The organism is Salipiger abyssi, from assembly GCF_001975705.1.
In the GTDB taxonomy this organism is placed as follows: Bacteria; Pseudomonadota; Alphaproteobacteria; order Rhodobacterales; family Rhodobacteraceae; genus Salipiger; species Salipiger abyssi.
This window is the reverse complement of sequence record NZ_CP015093.1, coordinates 3,938,282-3,956,322: the sequence shown is the minus strand read 5'-3', so window position 1 is coordinate 3,956,322 and position 18,041 is coordinate 3,938,282. Positions and strand designations below refer to the sequence as shown.

At 66.0% G+C, this 18,041-nt stretch carries 18 protein-coding genes; 13 read left to right on the top strand and 5 right to left on the bottom strand.

Annotation, left to right across the window (positions count from 1 at the left end):
* The first annotated feature begins 83 nt into the window (after positions 1-83).
* The 6 genes from Ga0080574_RS22815 to Ga0080574_RS22790 all read left to right on the top strand — a co-directional run bounded on the left by Ga0080574_RS22815 (position 84) and on the right by Ga0080574_RS22790 (position 6,320).
* Positions 84-1,271: a glycine C-acetyltransferase gene (locus Ga0080574_RS22815; RefSeq protein WP_076705051.1), complete on the top strand. Its 1,188-nt coding sequence runs from the start codon at positions 84-86 to the stop codon at positions 1,269-1,271.
* Positions 1,268-2,308: an L-threonine 3-dehydrogenase gene (gene tdh, locus Ga0080574_RS22810; protein ID WP_076705048.1), complete on the top strand. Its 1,041-nt coding sequence runs from the start codon at positions 1,268-1,270 to the stop codon at positions 2,306-2,308. Before Ga0080574_RS22815 ends, tdh begins: the two co-directional genes overlap by 4 nt.
* 100 nt (positions 2,309-2,408) lie before the next feature.
* Positions 2,409-3,056 (top strand): paraquat-inducible protein A, encoded by a 648-nt coding sequence (locus tag Ga0080574_RS22805; protein WP_076705046.1) that lies wholly within the window; start codon positions 2,409-2,411, stop codon positions 3,054-3,056.
* Entirely contained in the window at positions 3,020-3,649 is a 630-nt protein-coding gene (locus Ga0080574_RS22800; protein ID WP_076705045.1) for a paraquat-inducible protein A, read from the top strand. The genes Ga0080574_RS22805 and Ga0080574_RS22800 overlap by 37 nt, the downstream gene beginning before the upstream one ends.
* A gap of 6 nt (positions 3,650-3,655) precedes the next feature.
* Positions 3,656-5,761: an MlaD family protein gene (locus tag Ga0080574_RS22795; RefSeq protein WP_083716928.1), complete on the top strand. Its 2,106-nt coding sequence runs from the start codon at positions 3,656-3,658 to the stop codon at positions 5,759-5,761.
* A gap of 4 nt (positions 5,762-5,765) precedes the next feature.
* Positions 5,766-6,320, top strand: a complete 555-nt coding sequence (locus Ga0080574_RS22790; RefSeq protein ID WP_076705043.1) for a PqiC family protein — start codon at positions 5,766-5,768, stop codon at positions 6,318-6,320.
* A gap of 82 nt (positions 6,321-6,402) precedes the next feature.
* Here the strand turns inward: Ga0080574_RS22790 and Ga0080574_RS22785 are convergent, their stop codons facing one another.
* The 5 genes from Ga0080574_RS22785 to Ga0080574_RS22765 form a co-directional block, all read right to left on the bottom strand.
* Positions 6,403-7,215, bottom strand: coding sequence for an arginyltransferase (locus tag Ga0080574_RS22785; RefSeq protein ID WP_076705041.1), 813 nt, complete (start codon positions 7,213-7,215; stop codon positions 6,403-6,405).
* A 126-nt stretch (positions 7,216-7,341) separates the two neighbouring features.
* Positions 7,342-7,791, bottom strand: a complete 450-nt coding sequence (locus Ga0080574_RS22780) for an RDD family protein (protein WP_076705039.1) — start codon at positions 7,789-7,791, stop codon at positions 7,342-7,344.
* Between the two features lie 84 nt (positions 7,792-7,875).
* Positions 7,876-8,331 carry a DUF2852 domain-containing protein gene (locus Ga0080574_RS22775; RefSeq protein ID WP_076705037.1) on the bottom strand — a complete coding sequence of 152 codons (456 nt, stop codon included), beginning with the start codon at positions 8,329-8,331 and terminating at the stop codon, positions 7,876-7,878.
* Between the two features lie 250 nt (positions 8,332-8,581).
* Positions 8,582-9,709, bottom strand: a complete 1,128-nt coding sequence (locus tag Ga0080574_RS22770; protein WP_076705035.1) for an endonuclease/exonuclease/phosphatase family protein — start codon at positions 9,707-9,709, stop codon at positions 8,582-8,584.
* A gap of 66 nt (positions 9,710-9,775) precedes the next feature.
* Entirely contained in the window at positions 9,776-10,237 is a 462-nt protein-coding gene (locus Ga0080574_RS22765; RefSeq protein WP_076705034.1) for an Lrp/AsnC family transcriptional regulator, read from the bottom strand.
* Positions 10,238-10,346: 109 nt separating this feature from the next.
* On the opposite strand from Ga0080574_RS22765, the gene Ga0080574_RS22760 reads away from it, so the two are divergent.
* The 7 genes from Ga0080574_RS22760 to Ga0080574_RS22730 are packed head-to-tail and all read left to right on the top strand — an operon-like array spanning position 10,347 to position 17,976.
* Positions 10,347-11,807: an aminotransferase class V-fold PLP-dependent enzyme gene (locus Ga0080574_RS22760; protein WP_076705032.1), complete on the top strand. Its 1,461-nt coding sequence runs from the start codon at positions 10,347-10,349 to the stop codon at positions 11,805-11,807.
* Positions 11,804-13,141: an MFS transporter gene (locus Ga0080574_RS22755; protein ID WP_076705030.1), complete on the top strand. Its 1,338-nt coding sequence runs from the start codon at positions 11,804-11,806 to the stop codon at positions 13,139-13,141. Before Ga0080574_RS22760 ends, Ga0080574_RS22755 begins: the two co-directional genes overlap by 4 nt.
* A gap of 51 nt (positions 13,142-13,192) precedes the next feature.
* Positions 13,193-14,656 (top strand): NAD(P)-binding domain-containing protein, encoded by a 1,464-nt coding sequence (locus Ga0080574_RS22750; RefSeq protein WP_076705028.1) that lies wholly within the window; start codon positions 13,193-13,195, stop codon positions 14,654-14,656.
* Complete coding sequence (locus Ga0080574_RS22745; protein ID WP_076705026.1) at positions 14,653-15,132, top strand: hypothetical protein; 480 nt, start codon at positions 14,653-14,655, stop codon at positions 15,130-15,132. The genes Ga0080574_RS22750 and Ga0080574_RS22745 overlap by 4 nt, the downstream gene beginning before the upstream one ends.
* The gene (locus tag Ga0080574_RS22740) at positions 15,129-15,716 is read left to right on the top strand and encodes a peroxidase-related enzyme (protein ID WP_076705024.1); all 588 of its coding nucleotides are present in this window, start codon (positions 15,129-15,131) and stop codon (positions 15,714-15,716) included. Before Ga0080574_RS22745 ends, Ga0080574_RS22740 begins: the two co-directional genes overlap by 4 nt.
* Positions 15,713-16,813, top strand: coding sequence for an NAD/NADP octopine/nopaline dehydrogenase family protein (locus Ga0080574_RS22735; protein ID WP_076705023.1), 1,101 nt, complete (start codon positions 15,713-15,715; stop codon positions 16,811-16,813). Before Ga0080574_RS22740 ends, Ga0080574_RS22735 begins: the two co-directional genes overlap by 4 nt.
* A gap of 56 nt (positions 16,814-16,869) precedes the next feature.
* On the top strand, positions 16,870-17,976 hold the full coding sequence (locus Ga0080574_RS22730; protein ID WP_076705021.1) for an ABC transporter substrate-binding protein: 1,107 nt from the start codon (positions 16,870-16,872) through the stop codon (positions 17,974-17,976).
* The last annotated feature ends 65 nt before the right edge of the window (positions 17,977-18,041 follow it).

Sequence of the window (18,041 nt, the reverse complement as noted above, 5' to 3'; positions counted from 1 at the left end):
TTTCCGCGATAACGTATCTTTTATATTGACCGAAAATCCGTAATTGCGGACAAAGGGGCGATCCACACAAAAGGAGTCGCCCCATGTCCGATGCTTTCCTGACCCATCTGCGCGAGACGCTTGGCCGGATCGAGGCCGAGGGGATGATGAAATCCGAGCGCGAGATCACCTCGCCGCAGGGCGCCCGGGTCGCGGTGGCCGGGCGCGACCTCATCAATCTCTGCGCCAACAATTACCTCGGGCTCGCCGATCACCCGGCGCTGATCGCGGCGGCGACGCAGGCGATGGCGGATCACGGCTATGGCATGGCCTCGGTGCGCTTCATCTGCGGCACGCAGGATCTGCACCGCGCGTTGGAGCAGCGGCTGGCGGCGTTTCTCGGCACCGAGGACAGTATCCTGTTCGCCGCCTGTTTCGACGCCAATGGTGCGCTGTTCGAGCCGCTGCTGGGGCCCGAGGATGCGGTGATCTCGGATGCGCTCAACCATGCCTCGATCATCGACGGTATCCGGCTCTGCAAGGCAAAGCGCTACCGCTACGCCAATTCCGACATGGCGGATCTGGAGGCGCAGCTGCAAGCCGCCCGCGCCGATGGCGCGCGGCATATCATGATCGCCACGGACGGGGTGTTCTCGATGGACGGCTATCTCGCGAAGCTGCCCGAGATCCGCGCGCTGGCCGACCGCTACGATGCGCTGGTGATGGTGGACGATTGCCACGCCACCGGTTTCATGGGGCCGAAGGGGCAGGGCACGCCGGCGCATTTCGGCGTCCTCGCGGATATTCTCACCGGCACGCTGGGCAAGGCGCTCGGCGGCGCGCTTGGCGGCTATATCGCCGGGCCGCAGCCGGTGGTCGATCTGCTGCGCCAGCGCGCGCGGCCCTATCTCTTTTCCAACGCGCTGCCGCCGGCGGTGGTGGCCGCGGGGCTCGCGGCGCTCGATCTGGTCGAACAGGGCGACGATCTGCGGGCAAGGCTCTTTGACAATGCGCGGTACTGGCGGGCGGGGCTCACCGAGGCGGGGTTCGATCTGCTCGACGGCGAGCACCCGATTGTCCCGGTCATGCTCTATGACGCGCGCAAGGCGCAGGCCATGGCGCAGCGGCTCTACGAGCTGGGCGTCTATGTCTCGGGGTTCTTCTTCCCGGTGGTGCCCAGGGGCCGCGCCCGCATCCGCACCCAGATGAACGCGGCACTGAGCCGGGACGATCTCGACGAGGCCTTGGCCGCCTTCGCGCAGGCGGGCCGCGATACCGGAGTGCTGTCATGACCAACCATATGATCGCATTGGAGAAATCGAGGCCCGAGCCGGGGCTCTGGCGGGTCGAGGCGCCGGTGCCCGAGATCGGGCCGGAGGATGTGCTGATCCGGATCAACAAGACCGGCATCTGCGGCACCGATATCCATATCTGGAACTGGGACGACTGGGCGCGGCGCACGGTGCCGGTGCCGCTGATCACCGGGCACGAGTTCGCCGGCGAGATCGTCGAGCTGGGCCGCGACGTCACCGGGCTGGAGATCGGCCAGCGCTGTTCCGGCGAGGGCCATCTCATCGGGCGCCACAGCCGCCAGAGCCGGGCGGGGCGGTTCCATCTCGACCCTGAGACGCGCGGCATCGGCGTGAACGAGCAGGGCGCCTTTGCCGAGTATCTGCGCCTGCCCGCCTTCAACGTGGTGCCGCTGCCCGACGCGGTGGATGACGAGATCGGCGCGATCCTCGATCCGCTGGGCAATGCGGTGCATACCGCGCTGAGCTTCGATCTGGTGGGCGAGGACGTGCTGATCACCGGCGCCGGCCCCATCGGCATCATGGCGGCGGCGGTGGCGCGCCATGTGGGGGCGCGGCATGTGGTGATCACCGATGTGAACCAGACGCGGCTCGATCTCGCGGCGCGGGTCGCCGATGTGGTGCCGGTGAATGTGGCGCGGGAGGATCTGCGCGATGTCGCCGGGCGGCTGAAGATGCGCGAGGGTTTCGACGTGGGGCTGGAGATGTCGGGCAGTCAGGCGGCGCTCGACCAGATGGTCGAGAGCCTGGTGATGGGCGGGCGCATCGCGCTGCTCGGCATCCCGCCGGGCAAGAGCCCGGTGGACTGGTCGCGCATCGTCTTCAAGGCGATCACGCTCAAGGGCATCTACGGACGCGAGATCTTCGAGACCTGGTACAAGATGATCGCCATGCTGGAGAACGGGCTCGATATCCGCGCGGTGATCACCCATCGCTTTGCCGCGCGCGATTTCCGCGACGGCTTCGAGACCATGCGCGGCGGCGCCTCGGGCAAGGTGGTGCTCGACTGGCGGCGCTGAGCCGAACTGAGCGCAGCGGGCGGGCAGAAATGCCCGTCCGGGCAAAATGCTGCGGCGCCAGCACTTTCCCCCGGCGCGGTGGCGGACTAGATTGCCGGACATGACCGCACAGCCTCCCGCAACGCTGCCCGATACCGACGGGCTGATCGCCTGCCCGTCCTGCGACGCGCTGCACCGGCTGCGCGATGTGCGCCCGGGCGAGACGGCGCGCTGCGTGCGCTGCCACGCGGTGCTGGAGGCGCCGCGCAACACGGCGATGACACGCATCATCATGCTGGCGCTTGCGGCGCTTATCCTGATGGTGGCGGCGATCTTCTTCCCGTTCCTGGAGCTGGAGGCGGCGGGGCGCATCCACCGCGCGTCGCTGCTCGATACGGTGATGGCGTTCTCCTCCGGCCTGACCGCGCCGCTGACCTTTGCCATGGCGGCGCTGATCGTGATCCTGCCGGTGATCCGCTTTGTGGCGCTGATCTATGTGCTGGCGCCGATGGCCTTCGGCTGGCGCCCGGCGCCGCATGCGGAGCCGGCCTTTCGGCTGACTGAGGCGCTGCGGCCCTGGGCGATGGCCGAGATCTTTATCGTCGGCGTCGCGGTGGCGCTGGTCAAGGTGGCGGGGCTGGCGCATGTGTTCATCGGCCCGGCCTTCTGGGCCTTTGTGGCACTGGTCGTGGTGACCGTGCTGAAAGACAACTTCATGAGCAGGGTGACCGTATGGAAGACGCTGGAAGCGCGCCGCAACGGATCCTGACCGCGAAGGCGGCGGGGCTTGTGGGCTGCACCCAGTGCGGCCGCGTCCACGCGCCCGGCGTCACCATCTGCACCCGTTGCGGTGCCCCGGTGTCGAGCCGTGACGGCACCAGCGTGCAGCGGGTCTGGGCCTGGCTCTTTGCCGGGCTGGTGGTCTACATCCCGGCCAATATCTACCCGATGCTGCGCACCACGCTGCTGGGCCAGACCACGGAGAGCACGATTTTCGGCGGGGTGGTGGACCTCGTGCATCACGGCTCCTACGGTGTCGCGGCCATCGTCTTTGTCGCCTCGATCATCATTCCGGTCGCCAAATTCATCGCCATCGCCTATCTGGCACTGAGCGTGGAGCGCCGTGTCAGCCTGTCGGCGCATAAACGGCATGTGCTGTTCGAAGTGGTGGAGTTCATCGGGCGCTGGTCGATGATCGACGTCTTCGTGGTGGCGATCCTGTCCTCGCTGGTGCAGCTGGACTTCGCGGCGCAGATCAATCCCGGGATCGCGGCGGTGAGCTTCGCGCTTTCCGTTGCATTCACGATGATTTCGGCCCAGAGCTTTGACCCGCGTCTCATCTGGGACGCGGACGGGGAGTAAAGACCTATGAGTGACCCGCGCCCGGCGGATATGGAGATCGAAGGCCCGAAGCGGTCGATCTGGCGAAACCTCTCGCTGGTCTGGCTGGTGCCTTTCGCGGCGCTGGCGGTGACGCTGCTCATCGCCTGGCAGAGCTGGGCCGAGCGCGGCGCCCGCATCGAGATCCATTTCGAGAACGCCGCGGGCGTTGTGCCCGAGGAAACGGCGATCCGCTATCGCGACGTGAGCGTCGGCTTTGTCGAGGCGGTGGAGTTCTCAGGCGACCTGACATCGGTCATCGTGAGCGCGCGGATCGACAACACGGTGGCGGAGTCGCTGCCGGCGGATGCGCAGTTCTGGGTGGTGCGCCCGGAGGTCAGCGCCTCCGGCATCACCGGCCTCTCGACGGTGCTCTCCGGGGTCTATATCGAGGCGGCGTTCGAGCCGCAGCAGGGCGCCGAGGCCACCACTTTCGAAGGTCTGAACGAAACGCCGCTGGTCAAGCCGGGGATGAAGGGCACGCGCATCGTGCTGCGCGCTTCCGACGGCACAATGCTCACCGCCGGCGCGCCAATCTTTCACCAGGGCATCGAGGTCGGGCGGATCGAGACGCCGCGGCTGCTCGATTCCGGCACCGGCGTGATCGTCGACGCCTTTATCGACGCGCCGCATGACCGCCGCATCACCACCGCCACCCGGTTTTGGGATACCTCCGGGTTCGACGTCAATGTCGGCCCCAGCGGCATCAACCTTTCGGTGGGCTCGGTCGCGGCGCTGATCCGGGGCGGCATCGCCTTCGACACGGTGTTCTCCGGCGGCAGCCCGGTGCAGTCGCGCTATGTCTTCGATCTCTTCGAGGACGAAAGCTCGGCGCGCGACAGCGTGTTCAGCGAATCCATCGACAATGCGGTCGATCTGGTGGTCGAGTTCGACGAATCCGTGCGCGGGCTCGAAGCCGGCTCGCCGGTCACCTATCGCGGGCTCAAGGTCGGCTCGGTCAAGGCGCTCGGCGCGTTCATCGAAGAGGTGCAGGGCCAGCAGCAGGTGAAGCTGCGTGCGTCGATCTCCATCGACCCGCGCTCGCTGGGGCTGGCGCCCGAGGCGCCGCAGGCCGAAACCATCGCCTTTCTCGCCGAGGCCGTGCAGCAGGGGCTGCGCGCGCGGCTGGCGGCGCAGGGGCTGTTCAGCCAGGATCTGATGGTCGAGCTGGCCGAGATCCCCGATGCGGCGCCGGCGGCGCTCGGCATCTTCGACACGGAGGCGCCGGTCATTCCCTCGGTGCCCTCCGATCTGCCGGATGTGGCGGCCACCGCCGAAGGGCTGTTCCAGCGCATCGACAACCTGCCGGTCGAGGAGCTGATGGAACAGGCCATCGCCACGCTCGCCTCCATCGAGAACCTTGCCGGCGACGAGGACTTGCGCAGCGCGCCGGGCGCCTTCACCGCGCTGATGGACGATGCGCGCGGGCTGATCGGCGGCGAGGCGGCGCAGGCGCTGCCGGGCGAGCTGACCGCCGCCGTGGGCGAGCTGCGCGGCATCGCCGAGGATCTGCGCGCCGCCGATATGGTCGGCAAGCTGGTCGAGGCGCTGGAAAACGCCTCCGCCGCCACCGAGACGGTGAGCGCGGTGGCCGACGAGTTCTCTGCCGCCACCGGCGAGGTGCCCGATCTCATCAGCGATCTGCGCCAGCTCACCGCCAAGGCCAATTCGATGGAGATCGATGCCTTCGTCGCCTCAGCCACCGATCTGCTCGACAGTGCCGATCGGCTGATCGACAGCGACGACACCCGCGCGCTGCCGGGCAGCCTGTCGGAGGCGCTCGACGAGGTGCGCGCGGTGCTGGCCGAGCTGCGCGAGGGCGGGGTGGTCGAGAATGCCAACGCCACGCTGGCCTCGGCCAGCGATGCCGCCGCCGCCATCGAAGAGGCCGCCGAGAGCCTGCCCAGCCTCTCGGCCCGCATCGAGCGGCTGGTGGGCCAGGCGGAGGTCGTGGTGCAGAGCTATGGCGACAATTCCAGCTTCAACCGCGAGACCGTCTCGGCCCTGCGCGAGGTGCGCGAAGCCGCCGCCGCGCTCTCCAAGCTCGCCCGCGCCATCGAGCGCAATCCCAATTCCCTCCTGTTCGGACGCTGAGCCCATGTATCGCATTCTGCCCTTCGCCGCCCTGATCCTCGCCGCCTGTTCCGGCGCCGAGCCGCGCTATCTGATCGAGCCGCCGATCCAGGCGGCGAGCGCGCGGCTGCGCGTGGCGACGCTTGAGGTGCGGGAGGTCTCGCTGCCGGCCTATGCGGAGGCCTCGGAGATCGTGCTGGAGGGCGAAGACGGCGCGCTCACGCAGATCGACAACGCGCTCTGGGCCGACGATCCGTCCCGCGCGGTGACGCTGGCCATTGCCGAGCATATCGGGCGCGCCTCCAATGCGACGGTCGCGGCAGAGCCCTGGCCGCTGGAGGAAGACGCACAGGCGGCGGTGCAGGTGACGGTGGCGCAGATGGTGGCGCGGGCCGACGGCACGGTGGCGCTCAGCGGACAATACGCGATCTCGTCCTATGACCGAGTGGTGCGCGAGCGCATCGAGCGGTTTGCGATCTCGGTGCCGCTGGCCGAGGCGACCCCGGCGGGCATCGCGCAGGCGACCGGCGCGGCGATTGCGCAGCTTGCGGCGGAGATCACCGAGAGCCTGTCGCGGTAGTTTGGTATGGTGGCGGTGGGCAGATTGCCCACCCTACGAACGGTACCCCCGAGCCCGAAGGGCGCCGCGCCGCATCTCGGCTTTACCCCCGGCTATCGGGCAGCGAGATATTCGCCACCTGCTCGGCGATGGGATCGGTGGAAAGCGGATGGCGTTCCTGCTCGTATTCCTCCGGGTCTTCCATGCGTTCCCAGCAGCCGCGGCGATAAACCTCCAGCGCGCCGAACTGCGCCTTGTAGCCCATCTTGGGGCTGCCGGGCACCCAGTAGCCGAGATAGACATAGGGCAGGCCGGCCTCGCGCGCGATCTCCACATGATCGAGGATCATCCAGGTGCCGAGGCTCTTGCGCTGCAATTCCGGCTCGTAGAACGAATAGACCATCGACACGCCGTCATCGAGCACATCGGTCAGGCACACAGCCTTGAGCGCGCCGCTGGCCACGTCGCTGTATTCCACCACGCGCGAGCGGATCGGGGTTTCCTCGATCATAGCGGCGAATTCAAAGATATCCATGTCGGCCATACCGCCATCGGCGTGGCGCGCGTCGAGATAGCGGCGGAACAGCGCGTATTGCTCCTCTGTGGCCCAGGGGCTGGAGGCGCGGCGGGCGAGATTGGCATTGCGCTTGAGCGTGCGGCGCTGGCTTTTCGACGGTTCGAACCGGCGCACGTCGATCCGCGCCGAGAGACAGGCCGAGCAATCCGAGCAGGAGGGCCGGTAAAGCACATTCTGCGACCGGCGAAAGCCCTGCTTCGACAGGCTGTCGTTCAGCTTTTCCGCGCTGTCGCCCTGAAGGGCGGTGAACAGCTTCCGCTCCATCCGGCCCGGAAGATAGGGGCAGGGCTGCGGGGCTGTCACATAGAACTGCGGCGCGAGTGGCAGCGAATGGCGCATTTGTATCCTGTCGGCAGAAACGTCGCGAAACCGTAGCAACGAATCGGAAACCCGCCAACCCCCCAGACAGGCCGGGAGGGGCGGGTTTTCACAAGTCTTTCCAGAACGCTGCTCCGGATGCGACGATCAGGCCCGCTTGTTGAGCGCGACGGTGCCGAGCATCAGGTCGGTGAGGCCCTGGCCACGCTCGGTGGCGAACATGCATACGATGGAAATCAGTTGCAGCGGCGCGACCGAAACCGACACGGTGTACCCCAGCGTGTGCAGGAAGGCCTGGCCGAGATCCAGCCGCTGGCCGCGCCAGTCGCGGAACTCGATCGCCATCATCCGCATGCCCCAGGTCGCCGAGCCATTGGCGATGGTGGCGACGCGGTAGGCGAAGCTGACCAGCATCCACAGCGCAAAGAACACGAAGGCGCCGAGAAAGGCGGTCAGCACCAGTGCCAGGGCCACCAGCACCGTCACGATGATCGAGTCGATCACCCAGGCGAGGCCGCGCTTGATGGTGACGCTGTCGTAAAAGGCGCTCTGGCGCACCGGGTCGGGCAGCTGGCTATAGGGCTCGTCGGAATACATGCAGGGTCTCTCTGGGCCTTGGGTCGGAGGGATCGGGGGGCAGTGTAGCCCATGGCCCCGGGGCGGGGCCATGGCGGAGGCACCTCAGGCGTCCTCTTTCTCGTCTTTCACGTCCTGCGCGGACGTGGCGCGTTCGTCCATGAACTGGTCGAACTCGGATTTGTCGCGGGCTTCGCGCAGCCGCTGGAGGAATTCCTCAAAGCTCTTCTGCTCGTCTTCGAGCCGGCGCAGCGTGTCGGCCTTGTAGGCGTCGAAGGCAGAGTTGCCCGAGGGCCGCATGGCGTTGAAGCCGTGGCGGTAGCTTTGGCAGCTTCCGCGGTTGCGGTTACGGGCGCGGTTTTGACGGCAGGATGCTCCGAACATGCGTTTGCTCCAGATCATATAGGCAAGAAGGAAGAGGCCGATCGGCCAGAAGAAGACGAAGCCAAGCACCATGGCCACGATCCAAGCGGGTCTGCCGCGGTCGTCGAGCCAGGCCTCGGCACGCTTGAGCCAGCCGGGGTTGGCGGGGCGGGCTTCATAGTGCACAGCGGCGGTCATTTGCAGGTCCTTTGTCTCTCGTTTGTGGATGTGAATGTCTTTCACATTGCTAGAGATCGGGATTGCAGGGCGGGTTATCAAGGGTTGATGTGAATGAATTTTACATTTTCTTATATTGTCGTTTTTTATCAGTTTGTTACGGTGGAAACTTGCGCCGTTTCCCCGCCCGTCTCAGGCGTCAGGGGCGCGATTTTCGACCTGTCTTGGCGGAAACCCCGTGCCCCGGCGAACGGTTTCCGCCCGCTTTGCCTCAGTCGAGATCCAGATCCACCCAGATGCCGTGATGGTCGGAGGCGGCATAAAGCGGCTTGGTTAGTTCCGGATACATCTCCCAGCGGTGCGAGGCGGTGAACACGCCCTTGCGGTAGATGCCGCCGCGGATAACCCGGGCCCAGAGCGCGGGCGAGAGCAGGATATAGTCGATCTTCTTGCTGTCGGCGCCGGTGCCAAAGGTACCGATGCCGCGATCGCCGGTGGAGGCGTCGAACTCGAATTCTGTGAAGTTCGGGTGATCGGTGATTTCCCGCAGCGTTGTCCCGAGCAGCGGTTGCAGCTCGTCGCTGTCGGGCGTGTCGTTCAGATCGCCCAGCACGATCACATGCTCGATGCCTTCATCGAGCAGCCGCTCATAATACTGCGCGGCAAAGCGCGCCTGCGCCGCGCGCTTGTCTTTCGAAGACTGATTGTTGCCGCCATATTTGGATTTGAAATGATTGGGCAGCACGGCGATCCTCTCGCCGCCGGGTGTTTGCAGGATGTATTCCGGGCAGTCGCGGGAAAACACGGTGCGGCCGTTCTCCTCCTCATCCACATGGCTGCGCATGGAGGGGATGGAGAATCCGTCCTTTGCCATGATGCCCACGTCGATGCCGCGCCGGTCGTTGCCGTCGATCACCATCATTTGGCGATAGCTGTGGCCGGCGAGCGGGGCATAGATGAAATCGTGAAACTCGGTCAGCACCGGCCGGCTTTCGATCTCGACCAGGGCGAGGATATCGGCCTGCATGTCGCGGATCATGCGCGCCGTCATGGTGATCGCCTCTTCCTCGACGCGCGCGGTCTTCAGCTCCAGCCAGCCGACCCAGTCGTCGCGGCCATCGGCGGCGATGCGCACCGGGCCGCGTCGGGGCCGGGTGACGATCTTGCCGCGGATCTTGCGCAGCCAGACAAAGGCGCCCTCGTCGCGTTTCAGGATGCCGAGCACATCCATGAGCTCCAGCATCCGGGCCTTGTCGGCGGCGCTGTAGACCGGTTTCTCGAAGAGCGTGTTGAGCTCTGCATGGGCCTCGAGCACCGCCTTGTGGGTGTCGGGAGCGTCGTCGTTAAAGGCTTTGATGCGATCAAATAGGTTTTCGACGTTGAAGGCCGCAACACGCATAGCAATCTCCTCAACCAATGAGCGAAGGGTCTCACAGGACTCGCGTTCGCTCAAGTGAAGATGCCGTCACATCGGGATCGGGCGCTGTTCCTCGATGGCTTCCATGGCGAAATAAGAGGTCACGGTCTCCAGCTCGATCTCTTCGATGAGCGTCTTGTAGACCTCGTCATAGCTCATCATGTCGCGGGTGATGATCTTGAGCAGGTAATCGTATTCGCCGCCGATGCGGAAGAAGTCGATCACGTCGGGGATCGAGGAGACATGCTTGCGGAAGCGCTTGAGCCAGTCGGCGGAGTGGTGCCGCGTCTTGATCATCACAAAGACCACCAGCCCGGCGCCGAGCTGATTGCGGTCGAGCACCACCGTGTGGTTGCGGATCACGCCGGCCGCGTCCAGCGCCTTGAGCCGCCGCCAGCAGGCGTTTTGCGACAGGCCCACACGCTCGCTCAGCGCGCGCTGCGATTGCGATGAGTCGCGCTGGAGTTCGGCAAGAATGCGGTGGTCAATTTTATCGAGTTTGATGGTCATTCATCGTTCATATGATAGAATGATAGATTCATAAAGATGAAAAACTGTGAAGTTTTTTTCGTATCTCGCGTCATACTTTTCGCGAAGATACCTGACCAACGGAGCGGCCATGGCCCCCCTCGACGACTTCGCGCATTCGCTCAAACGCCCCGATCTGGTGGACTGGCTGCGCGCCGGGCTGATCGGCGAGGCGGCTCGGATCGACGGGCCGTTCGGCCCCAAGCCGCTGGTCTATGCCGATTACGTCGCCTCGGGCCGGGCGCTTGCGCAGGTGGAGGATTTCATCCGCGACCGGGTGCTGCCGTATTATGCCAACAGCCATACCCAGGCCTCTTATTGCGGCGCCTTCTGCACCCGTCTGCGCGAGGCGGCGCGGGCCGAGATCGCCCGCATGACCGGCGCCGGTGCCGGCACGAGCGTGGTCTTTGCCGGTTCGGGCACCACCGCCGGGATCAACCGTATCGTCGGGCTGCTGGACATCGCCGGCATCGCCGCGCGCGGCGGTCGCGCCGTGGCGCTGATCGGGCCGTATGAGCATCACTCCAACCTGCTGCCATGGCGCGAGAGCGGCGCCGAGGTGATCGAGATTGCCGAGGATGCGCAGGGCGGACCGGATCTGGCGGCGCTGGAGCAGGCGCTGGTCGCGGCAGAGGGCGCCGATCTGATCGTCGGCAGCTTTTCGGCGGCGTCGAACGTGACCGGCATCCTCACCGATGTGGATGCGGTGACCCGGCTGCTGAAGCGTCACGGCGCCGTCTCGGTCTGGGATTACGGCGGCGGCGCGCCCTACATCGCCATGGACATGAAGCAGGGCAGCGACGCCGAGAAAGACGCCATCGTGTTCTCGCCGCACAAGTTTCCCGGCGGTCCCGGCGCCTCGGGGGTGATGATCCTGCGCGACGCCATCGCCCGGCGGAGCACGCCGACGCTGCCCGGCGGCGGCACGGTGAGCTTTGTCTCGCCCTGGGGGCATGCCTATTCCGGCAGCCTCGCCGACCGCGAGGAAGGCGGCACGCCCAATGTCGTCGGCGATATCCGCGTGGCGCTGGTGATGCTCATCAAGGAGGCGCTGGGGCGGGACTGGCTCGACGCCCGCCACGCCGCGCTGCGCGCCCGGGCCGAGGCGGTCTGGCGCCACAATCCGCATCTGGAGTTGCTCGGGCTGCAAGGGCCGGAGGCGCTGCCGATCTTTTCCTTCCGGGTGCGCGACGCCCGGGGCGGGCTGGTGCATCATCAGTTCTTCACCCGGCTGCTGAGCGACGTGTACGGCATCCAGGCGCGCGGCGGCTGCGCCTGCGCCGGATCCTATGCCCACCGGCTTCTGGGGCTCGACGAGGCCTCGTCGGACGACACGTTCGACGCCATCGCCCATGGCGAGGAAGTGGCCAAGCCGGGCTGGGTACGGCTCAATTTTTCCGCACTGATGAGTGACGACAAGGCGGATATGATCATCGCTGCGGTGGACAATCTGGCCCGGGAGGCGTCAGACTATATGTCGCAGTACCGGGTCGACGCGCAGACCGCGCGGTTCGCGCCCGTCGGCACCGCAAAGGAGATCCTCGCATCGTGACCAGCCCGCTCGCCAATCGCGCCTTCCGCACCCTGTTCGCCGCTCAGGTCTGTTCGCTGCTCGCGGTCGGGCTGCTGACCGTGGCGCTGTCGCTGATGGCCTACGAGATCGGCGGGCCGGCGGCGGGCGGGCGCATTCTCGGGCTGCTGCTGGCGCTGAAGATGGTGGCCTATGTCGGGCTCGCGCCCTTTGCCGAAAGCCTGCTCGGCGCGCTGCCGCGCAAACGCGCCATGGTGGCGCTGGATTTCGGCCGCATGCTGCTGCTGATCCCGATGGTCTTTGTCTCGCAGACCTGGGAGATCGCGACTCTGGCCTTTCTGTTCTTCGTGCTGGCCTCGGGTTTCACGCCGCTCTTTCAGTCGGTGATCCCCGATGTGCTGCCCGAGGAAGAGACCTATACCAAGGCGCTGGCCTGGTCGCGCATCGCCTATACGCTGGAATCGGTGCTGAGCCCGGTGATCGCGGCAGCGGTGCTGAAGCTCGTCGCGCCCGAGGCGCTGTTCCTCTGTGCAGCACTTTCGTTCCTGGGCTCGGTCGCCTTCCTGCTCGCCACGCGCTTTCCGCCCAAGGGCCATGCCGAGCGCAAGGGGCCGTTCCTGACCCGCGCATTGCGGGGCATGAAGATCTACAGTCGCACACCCCGGCTGCGTGGCCTCTTCCTGCTGAACCTTGCGCTGTCGCTGGCCATGGCCTGGGTGCTGGTCAACTCGGTGGTCTATGCCGGCGCAAGGCTCAGCGATGCCGAGGGGCTCTATCCGGTGCTGATGGCAGGCTATGGTTTCGGCGCGGCGCTGGGGGCGGTTTTCGTGCCGCGCCTGGTGCGCCGTACCGGCGAGCGGCAGGCGATGCTCGCCGGCATCTTTGCCTTCGCGGTCTCCGGCGCGGTCTTTGCGCTCATCCCGCAGCCGCCGCTGGCCGGGCTGCTGGTCATCTGGGCGGCCTTCGGGCTGGCCTCGTCGCTGGTGCTGACGCCCGGCGGGCTGGTGATCACCCGCTCGGCGGCGCGCGCGGACCGGGCGGCGGTCTTCGCGGCGCAGTTCTCGCTCAGCCATGGCGGCTGGCTGGTCGCCTATCCGCTGGCCGGCTGGCTCGCCAGCCTGCTGACGCTGGAACAGGCGATGCTGGCGCTCTCGCTGCTCGCGGCGCTGGTGGCGCTCATCGCCACCCGGGTCTGGCCGGCGCATGATCCGCTGGAGCGCGTGCATGACCACCCCGAGCTGCCCGCGGATCACCCGCATCTGCGCAACCATCCCGGACATGGGCCCCGCCATCGCCACGCCCATGCCTATCACATAGACGAGCTGCATCCGGATTGGGCAAAAACCACTGCCTGACGCCCTTATTGATGCTGAACCGCAACACGCTTTTCCTGTAGGACGATTCGTATGCACACGAATGACACTTCTCCGATCGACGCGCAGGGCCTTGAGGCCCTCGAGGCCCGCCTCCACGAAGACCTCGATTTCCTCTGCTATCCCGGCAAGGACTGGGTGCCGGCGCGGGAGGGCGTGACGGATGTGGTGATCATCGGCGGCGGCATGTGCGGCATGGTGGCCTGGCTCGGCCTGCAAACCGGCGGCGTGCGCAATATCCGCGTGCTCGACCGCAGCCCCGAGGGGCTGGAAGGGCCGTGGCTCAACTATGCCCGGATGGAGACGCTGCGCTCGCCGAAAACCCTGACCGGCCCGGCCTTTGGCCTCGGTCCGCTGACCTTTCAGGCCTGGTATCGCGCCCAGCACGGCGCGGAAGCCTGGGAGAAGATGGACAAGATTCCGCGCCCGATGTGGATGGAGTATCTGCGCTGGTATCGCAAGGCGCTGAACGTACCGGTGGAAAACGGCGTCTCGGTCGACAAGGTCGAGCCCGAGGGCGATCTGCTGCGGCTCACCGTGTCGGGCGCCGAGGAGGGCACGATCCTCTGCCGCAAGCTGGTCTTTGCCACCGGGCGCGACGGCACTGGCGGGCCGAACATTCCCGGCTTCATCAAGGATCTGCCGCGCCGCTTCTGGGCGCATAGCGCCGACGAGATCGATTTCGACGCGCTCAAAGGCAAGCGCGTGGCGGTGATCGGGGTGGGCGCCTCGGCGGTGGACAACGCGGCGGAGGCGCTGGAGCACGGCGCCGCCGAGGTGCGCCATGTGATCCGCCGCAAGGAGATGCCGACGATCAACAAGATGATGGGCATCGGCAGCTTCGGCTTCACCGCCGGCTTCGCCGATCTTCCCGACGAATGGCGCTGGCGCTTCATGCAGTACAGCTTTGCCACCCAGACGCCGCCGCCACATGGCTCCACCCTGCGGGTGAGCCGCCACAAGAACGCGCATTTCCATTTCGGCAAGGCGACGACAAAGATCGAGCAGCGCGGTGACGAGGTCGAGGTGCATTTCGCAGACGGCACGTCCTACGTGGCGGATTTCGTCATCCTCGGCACCGGTTTCGTCATCGACCCGATGGCGCGCACCGAGTTCGGCGACGTGGCGGGCAAGATCCTGCTCTGGCAGGATGTCTACACCCCGCCGGAGGACGAGCAGAACGCCGATCTGGGCCGTTTTCCCTATCTCAACCCCGACTTCACCTTCCGCGAGAAGGTGCCGGGCGAGGTGCCCTGGCTGAGCAAGGTTTATTGCTTCAACTACGGCGCCTCTGCGAGTCTCGGCAAGGTCTCGGGCGATATTCCGGGCGTGTCCGAGGGCGCGGCCTGGCTGTCGCGGGCGATGGCGGCGACGCTCTATGCCGAGGATCTGGAGACGCACTGGCAGGACATGCTGAATTACGAAACACCCGAGCTCGACGGCAGCGAGTGGGAACCGACCCCGCTGCCGCAGCCGGCGGAAGGACAGGTGGCATGAGCATTTTCGACAGCACGACACTGAAGGCGGCGGGCATTGCGCAGGGGCCGGTGGCGGCCGCCGCCGAGACCCGCACCAAGATCATCGAGGCGACCCAGGCCGCCGAGGACGCGGTGCTGAGCCCGCGCGATCCCGGCGCCTTCCCGCACGATCTGCGTGCAGCGCTTGCGGCACGGCTCGCCACGGCGGGCGGCGAGCCGGCGCTGGCCGAGCGCTATCTCGACAAGGCCGGCGCCATGGTGGCGCTGGCTGATCCGGCGCGCGATGGCGTGGCGGAGGGCTTTGGCACGGTCGTGGCGTTTTTCGACAAGGCCGCCAACCGGACCCGCGACATCGCCGCCGAGGACATTTCTTCGCTTCAGGCCGAAGGAATTGCGGATGCGGATATCGTCCGGCTCTGTGAGCTCTGCGCCTTCATGGCCTATCAGCTCCGCGTCGTCGCCGGGCTGCGCCTGATGAAAGGGGAAGCGGCATGAGCCGGATCGTGCACAAATTCACCCGCAAAGTTCCGCACTGGCAGCCACGCGTCACGCCGGTGGATCTGCAAGAGGCGACCGAGGAACAGCTCGATGCGCTTCAGGTGACGCCCTCGAACACCAAGGTCTCGGACTATGTGCTGACGCTGGCGCATGACGTCGAAAGCCTCAAGGTGCGCTCGCCGCTCTTCAACGCGATCATGTACGATCCCGGCGGCATGAGCCGGGCCGAGCGCGAGCTCGGCGCCATCGGCGCCAGCATGGTCAACCGCTGCATCTATTGCGCCGCCGTGCATGCGGACCGCCACGCCAAGCTTGAGAAGGACACGGCGGTCACCGACGAACTTTTTGCAAAGGGTGAGAAAGCCGATCTAAGCCCCCGCAATCGCGCGATTTTCGACTTTGCGCGCAAGCTCTCGGAAAGCCCGGTCGATGCCGCGCCCGAGGATATGGCCAAGCTGCGCGAAGCGGGGCTCAGCGACGAGGAAATCCTCGACCTGATCCTCTCGGCGGCGCTGTTCGGCTGGGCCAACCGGCTGATGCATGTGCTGGGCGATCCGGTACGGCAGGAGGTGCCGGCATGAGCGCGAAGGTCGGCATCGCGGGCGCGGGCTCCATCGCGTTCGGCACGGCGGCGCTGCTGCACCAGAACGGCCACGACCCGATGCTCTGGTCGCCCTCCGGCGCCTCGACCGCCGCGTTGCAAGACGGGCTGCTGACCGCCACCGGCGCCATCGAGACGCAGTTCGACTCGCGCGTCGCGGCCTCGGCGCAGCAGCTGGCCGAGGAAAACGACGCGATCCTGATCGCGCTGCCGGGCTATGGCCACAAGGCGGTGTTCGATGCGCTGGCGCCGCATATCCGCGACGGCCAGCACATCCTCATCAGCTCGCACGCCTCGCTCGGCGCGGTCTATCTGATGCAGGCCCTTGCCGCGCGCGGCGTGGAGGCCGCCGTGACCGCCTGGGGCACCACGGTTGTGACCGGACGGCGGGGCGAGGGCGCCAGCGTGCAGGTCAATACCGTGCGCAAGAAGGTCGATCTCTGCACCGTGCCCGAGACCCGCAGCGATTGCGCCCGCGCGGTCTGCACCAGGCTCTTCGGCGATGTCTTTGTGCCGCGCGACGGGCTGCTGGCGATCTCGTTGTCCAATCTCAACCCGCAGAACCATCTGGGCATCGCGCTTGGCAATATCACCCGCATGGAGCGCGGCGAGACCTGGAGTCAGGGCCAGAACGTCACCCCCAAGGTGGGCGCGCTGCTGGAGGCGCTGGATCTGGAGCGGCTGGCCATCGCCGAGGCGCTGGGGCTCAAGACCAAAACGATCTTCGAGCATTTCAGCCAGAGCTTTCATGTGCCGATCTCCACGATCTCGGAGATGAACCAGCAGATGCATGCGCAGGGCAATGGCGGCACCGGGCCGGCTACCGCCGACAGCCGCTATGTCACCGAGGATGTGCCCTACGGGCTGCAACTCACCGCCATTCTGGGACGGCTCACTGGCCATCCCGCAGAGCTGCACGAGGCGGGGATCAAGATCTTCTCCGCCATGTATGCCCGCGATTTCGCGCATGAAAACGAGCTACTGAACGCGCTGGAGCTGGACCGCTACAGCCTCGACGATCTGCGCCAGGCCGCCCGTACCGGCCTGCTGCGGAAGACGCCGGAACCGGCGTCGTGACCTCGAAGATACGGCAAACAGACAACACAATACGATCCAACACGGAGACGCGCACCATGAGCAAACTCATTCTCAACCGCCGCAAACTGCTGACCACCGCCGCCATGACCGGCGCGGCGCTGGCCAGCCCCGCCTATCTGCGCCGCGCCCATGCGCAGGGCGGCGAGGTCAATATCTGGACCTATAACGATTTCGTCCCCGAGGCCTTCAAGGAGCAGTTCGAGTCCGAGACCGGCATCAAGGTCAATGTCCGGCTGGTCGATGACCAGGGCAAGCAGTTCAACCTGCTCGCCGCCGAGGCGCCGAACCCCTCGGTGGACATCATGACCGTGGCCGGCCACCGCTTTCTGCAATTCATCGACAGCGACCTGCTGGCGCCGCTCGACACCGACCGGCTGAGCAACTGGGGCAATATCAACCCGACCTTCAGCGAATCCGACTGGTCGACCATCAATGGCGAGAAATGGGGCGCGCCGATCCTCTCGGGCATGGAGGTGCTGGCCTACAACACCGACTATGTCAGCCCCGAAGAGGCCGATACCTGGGACACGCTCTTCAGCGAGAAATACAAGGGCCAGACCGCCTATATCATCCAGGACATGATGTCGATCATCATGCTCAAGATGGGCTATGACGGCAATATGGTCGAGTATCTGGGCGACCCGGAAAAGGCCGAGGCCATCGTCGAAGAGGCCAAGCAGTATCTCATCGAGAAAAAGCCGCTGGTGCGTAAATATTACGACAGCGGCGCCGAGGTGCAGCAGATGTTCGTCAACCAGGACATCGTGCTGGGCCATAGCTGGAACGGCCCGGCGGCGGCGCTGATCAATGACGGTTTCCCGCTCGGCATGTCGATCCCGAAAGAGGGCTCCTACGGCTTTGTCTACACTTACAACATCGCCAAGAACTGCCCGAACCCGGACAACGCCTACACCTTCCTGAATGCCATTCTCGCCTCGCCCGAGATCGGCGCGGCGATGACCAAGGCGTCGGGCTTCATCTCGACCTACAAGGGCGCGTCGGAATATCTGACCGATCTGGAGAAGAAATCCACCTCCTTCCCGGACGAGCAGCTGGCCAACCTCCAGTTCTTCCGCGCCGAGGCGAACGAGATGAAATACGGCTTCGTCGACCCGGCTGTGGAGGCCATCAAGGCCGCGTAAGCGTACTGAACCGCAGCCCCGTCCGTGCCGTCAGTCGCGGGCGGGGTCTCCGCCAAGCCTTTCGA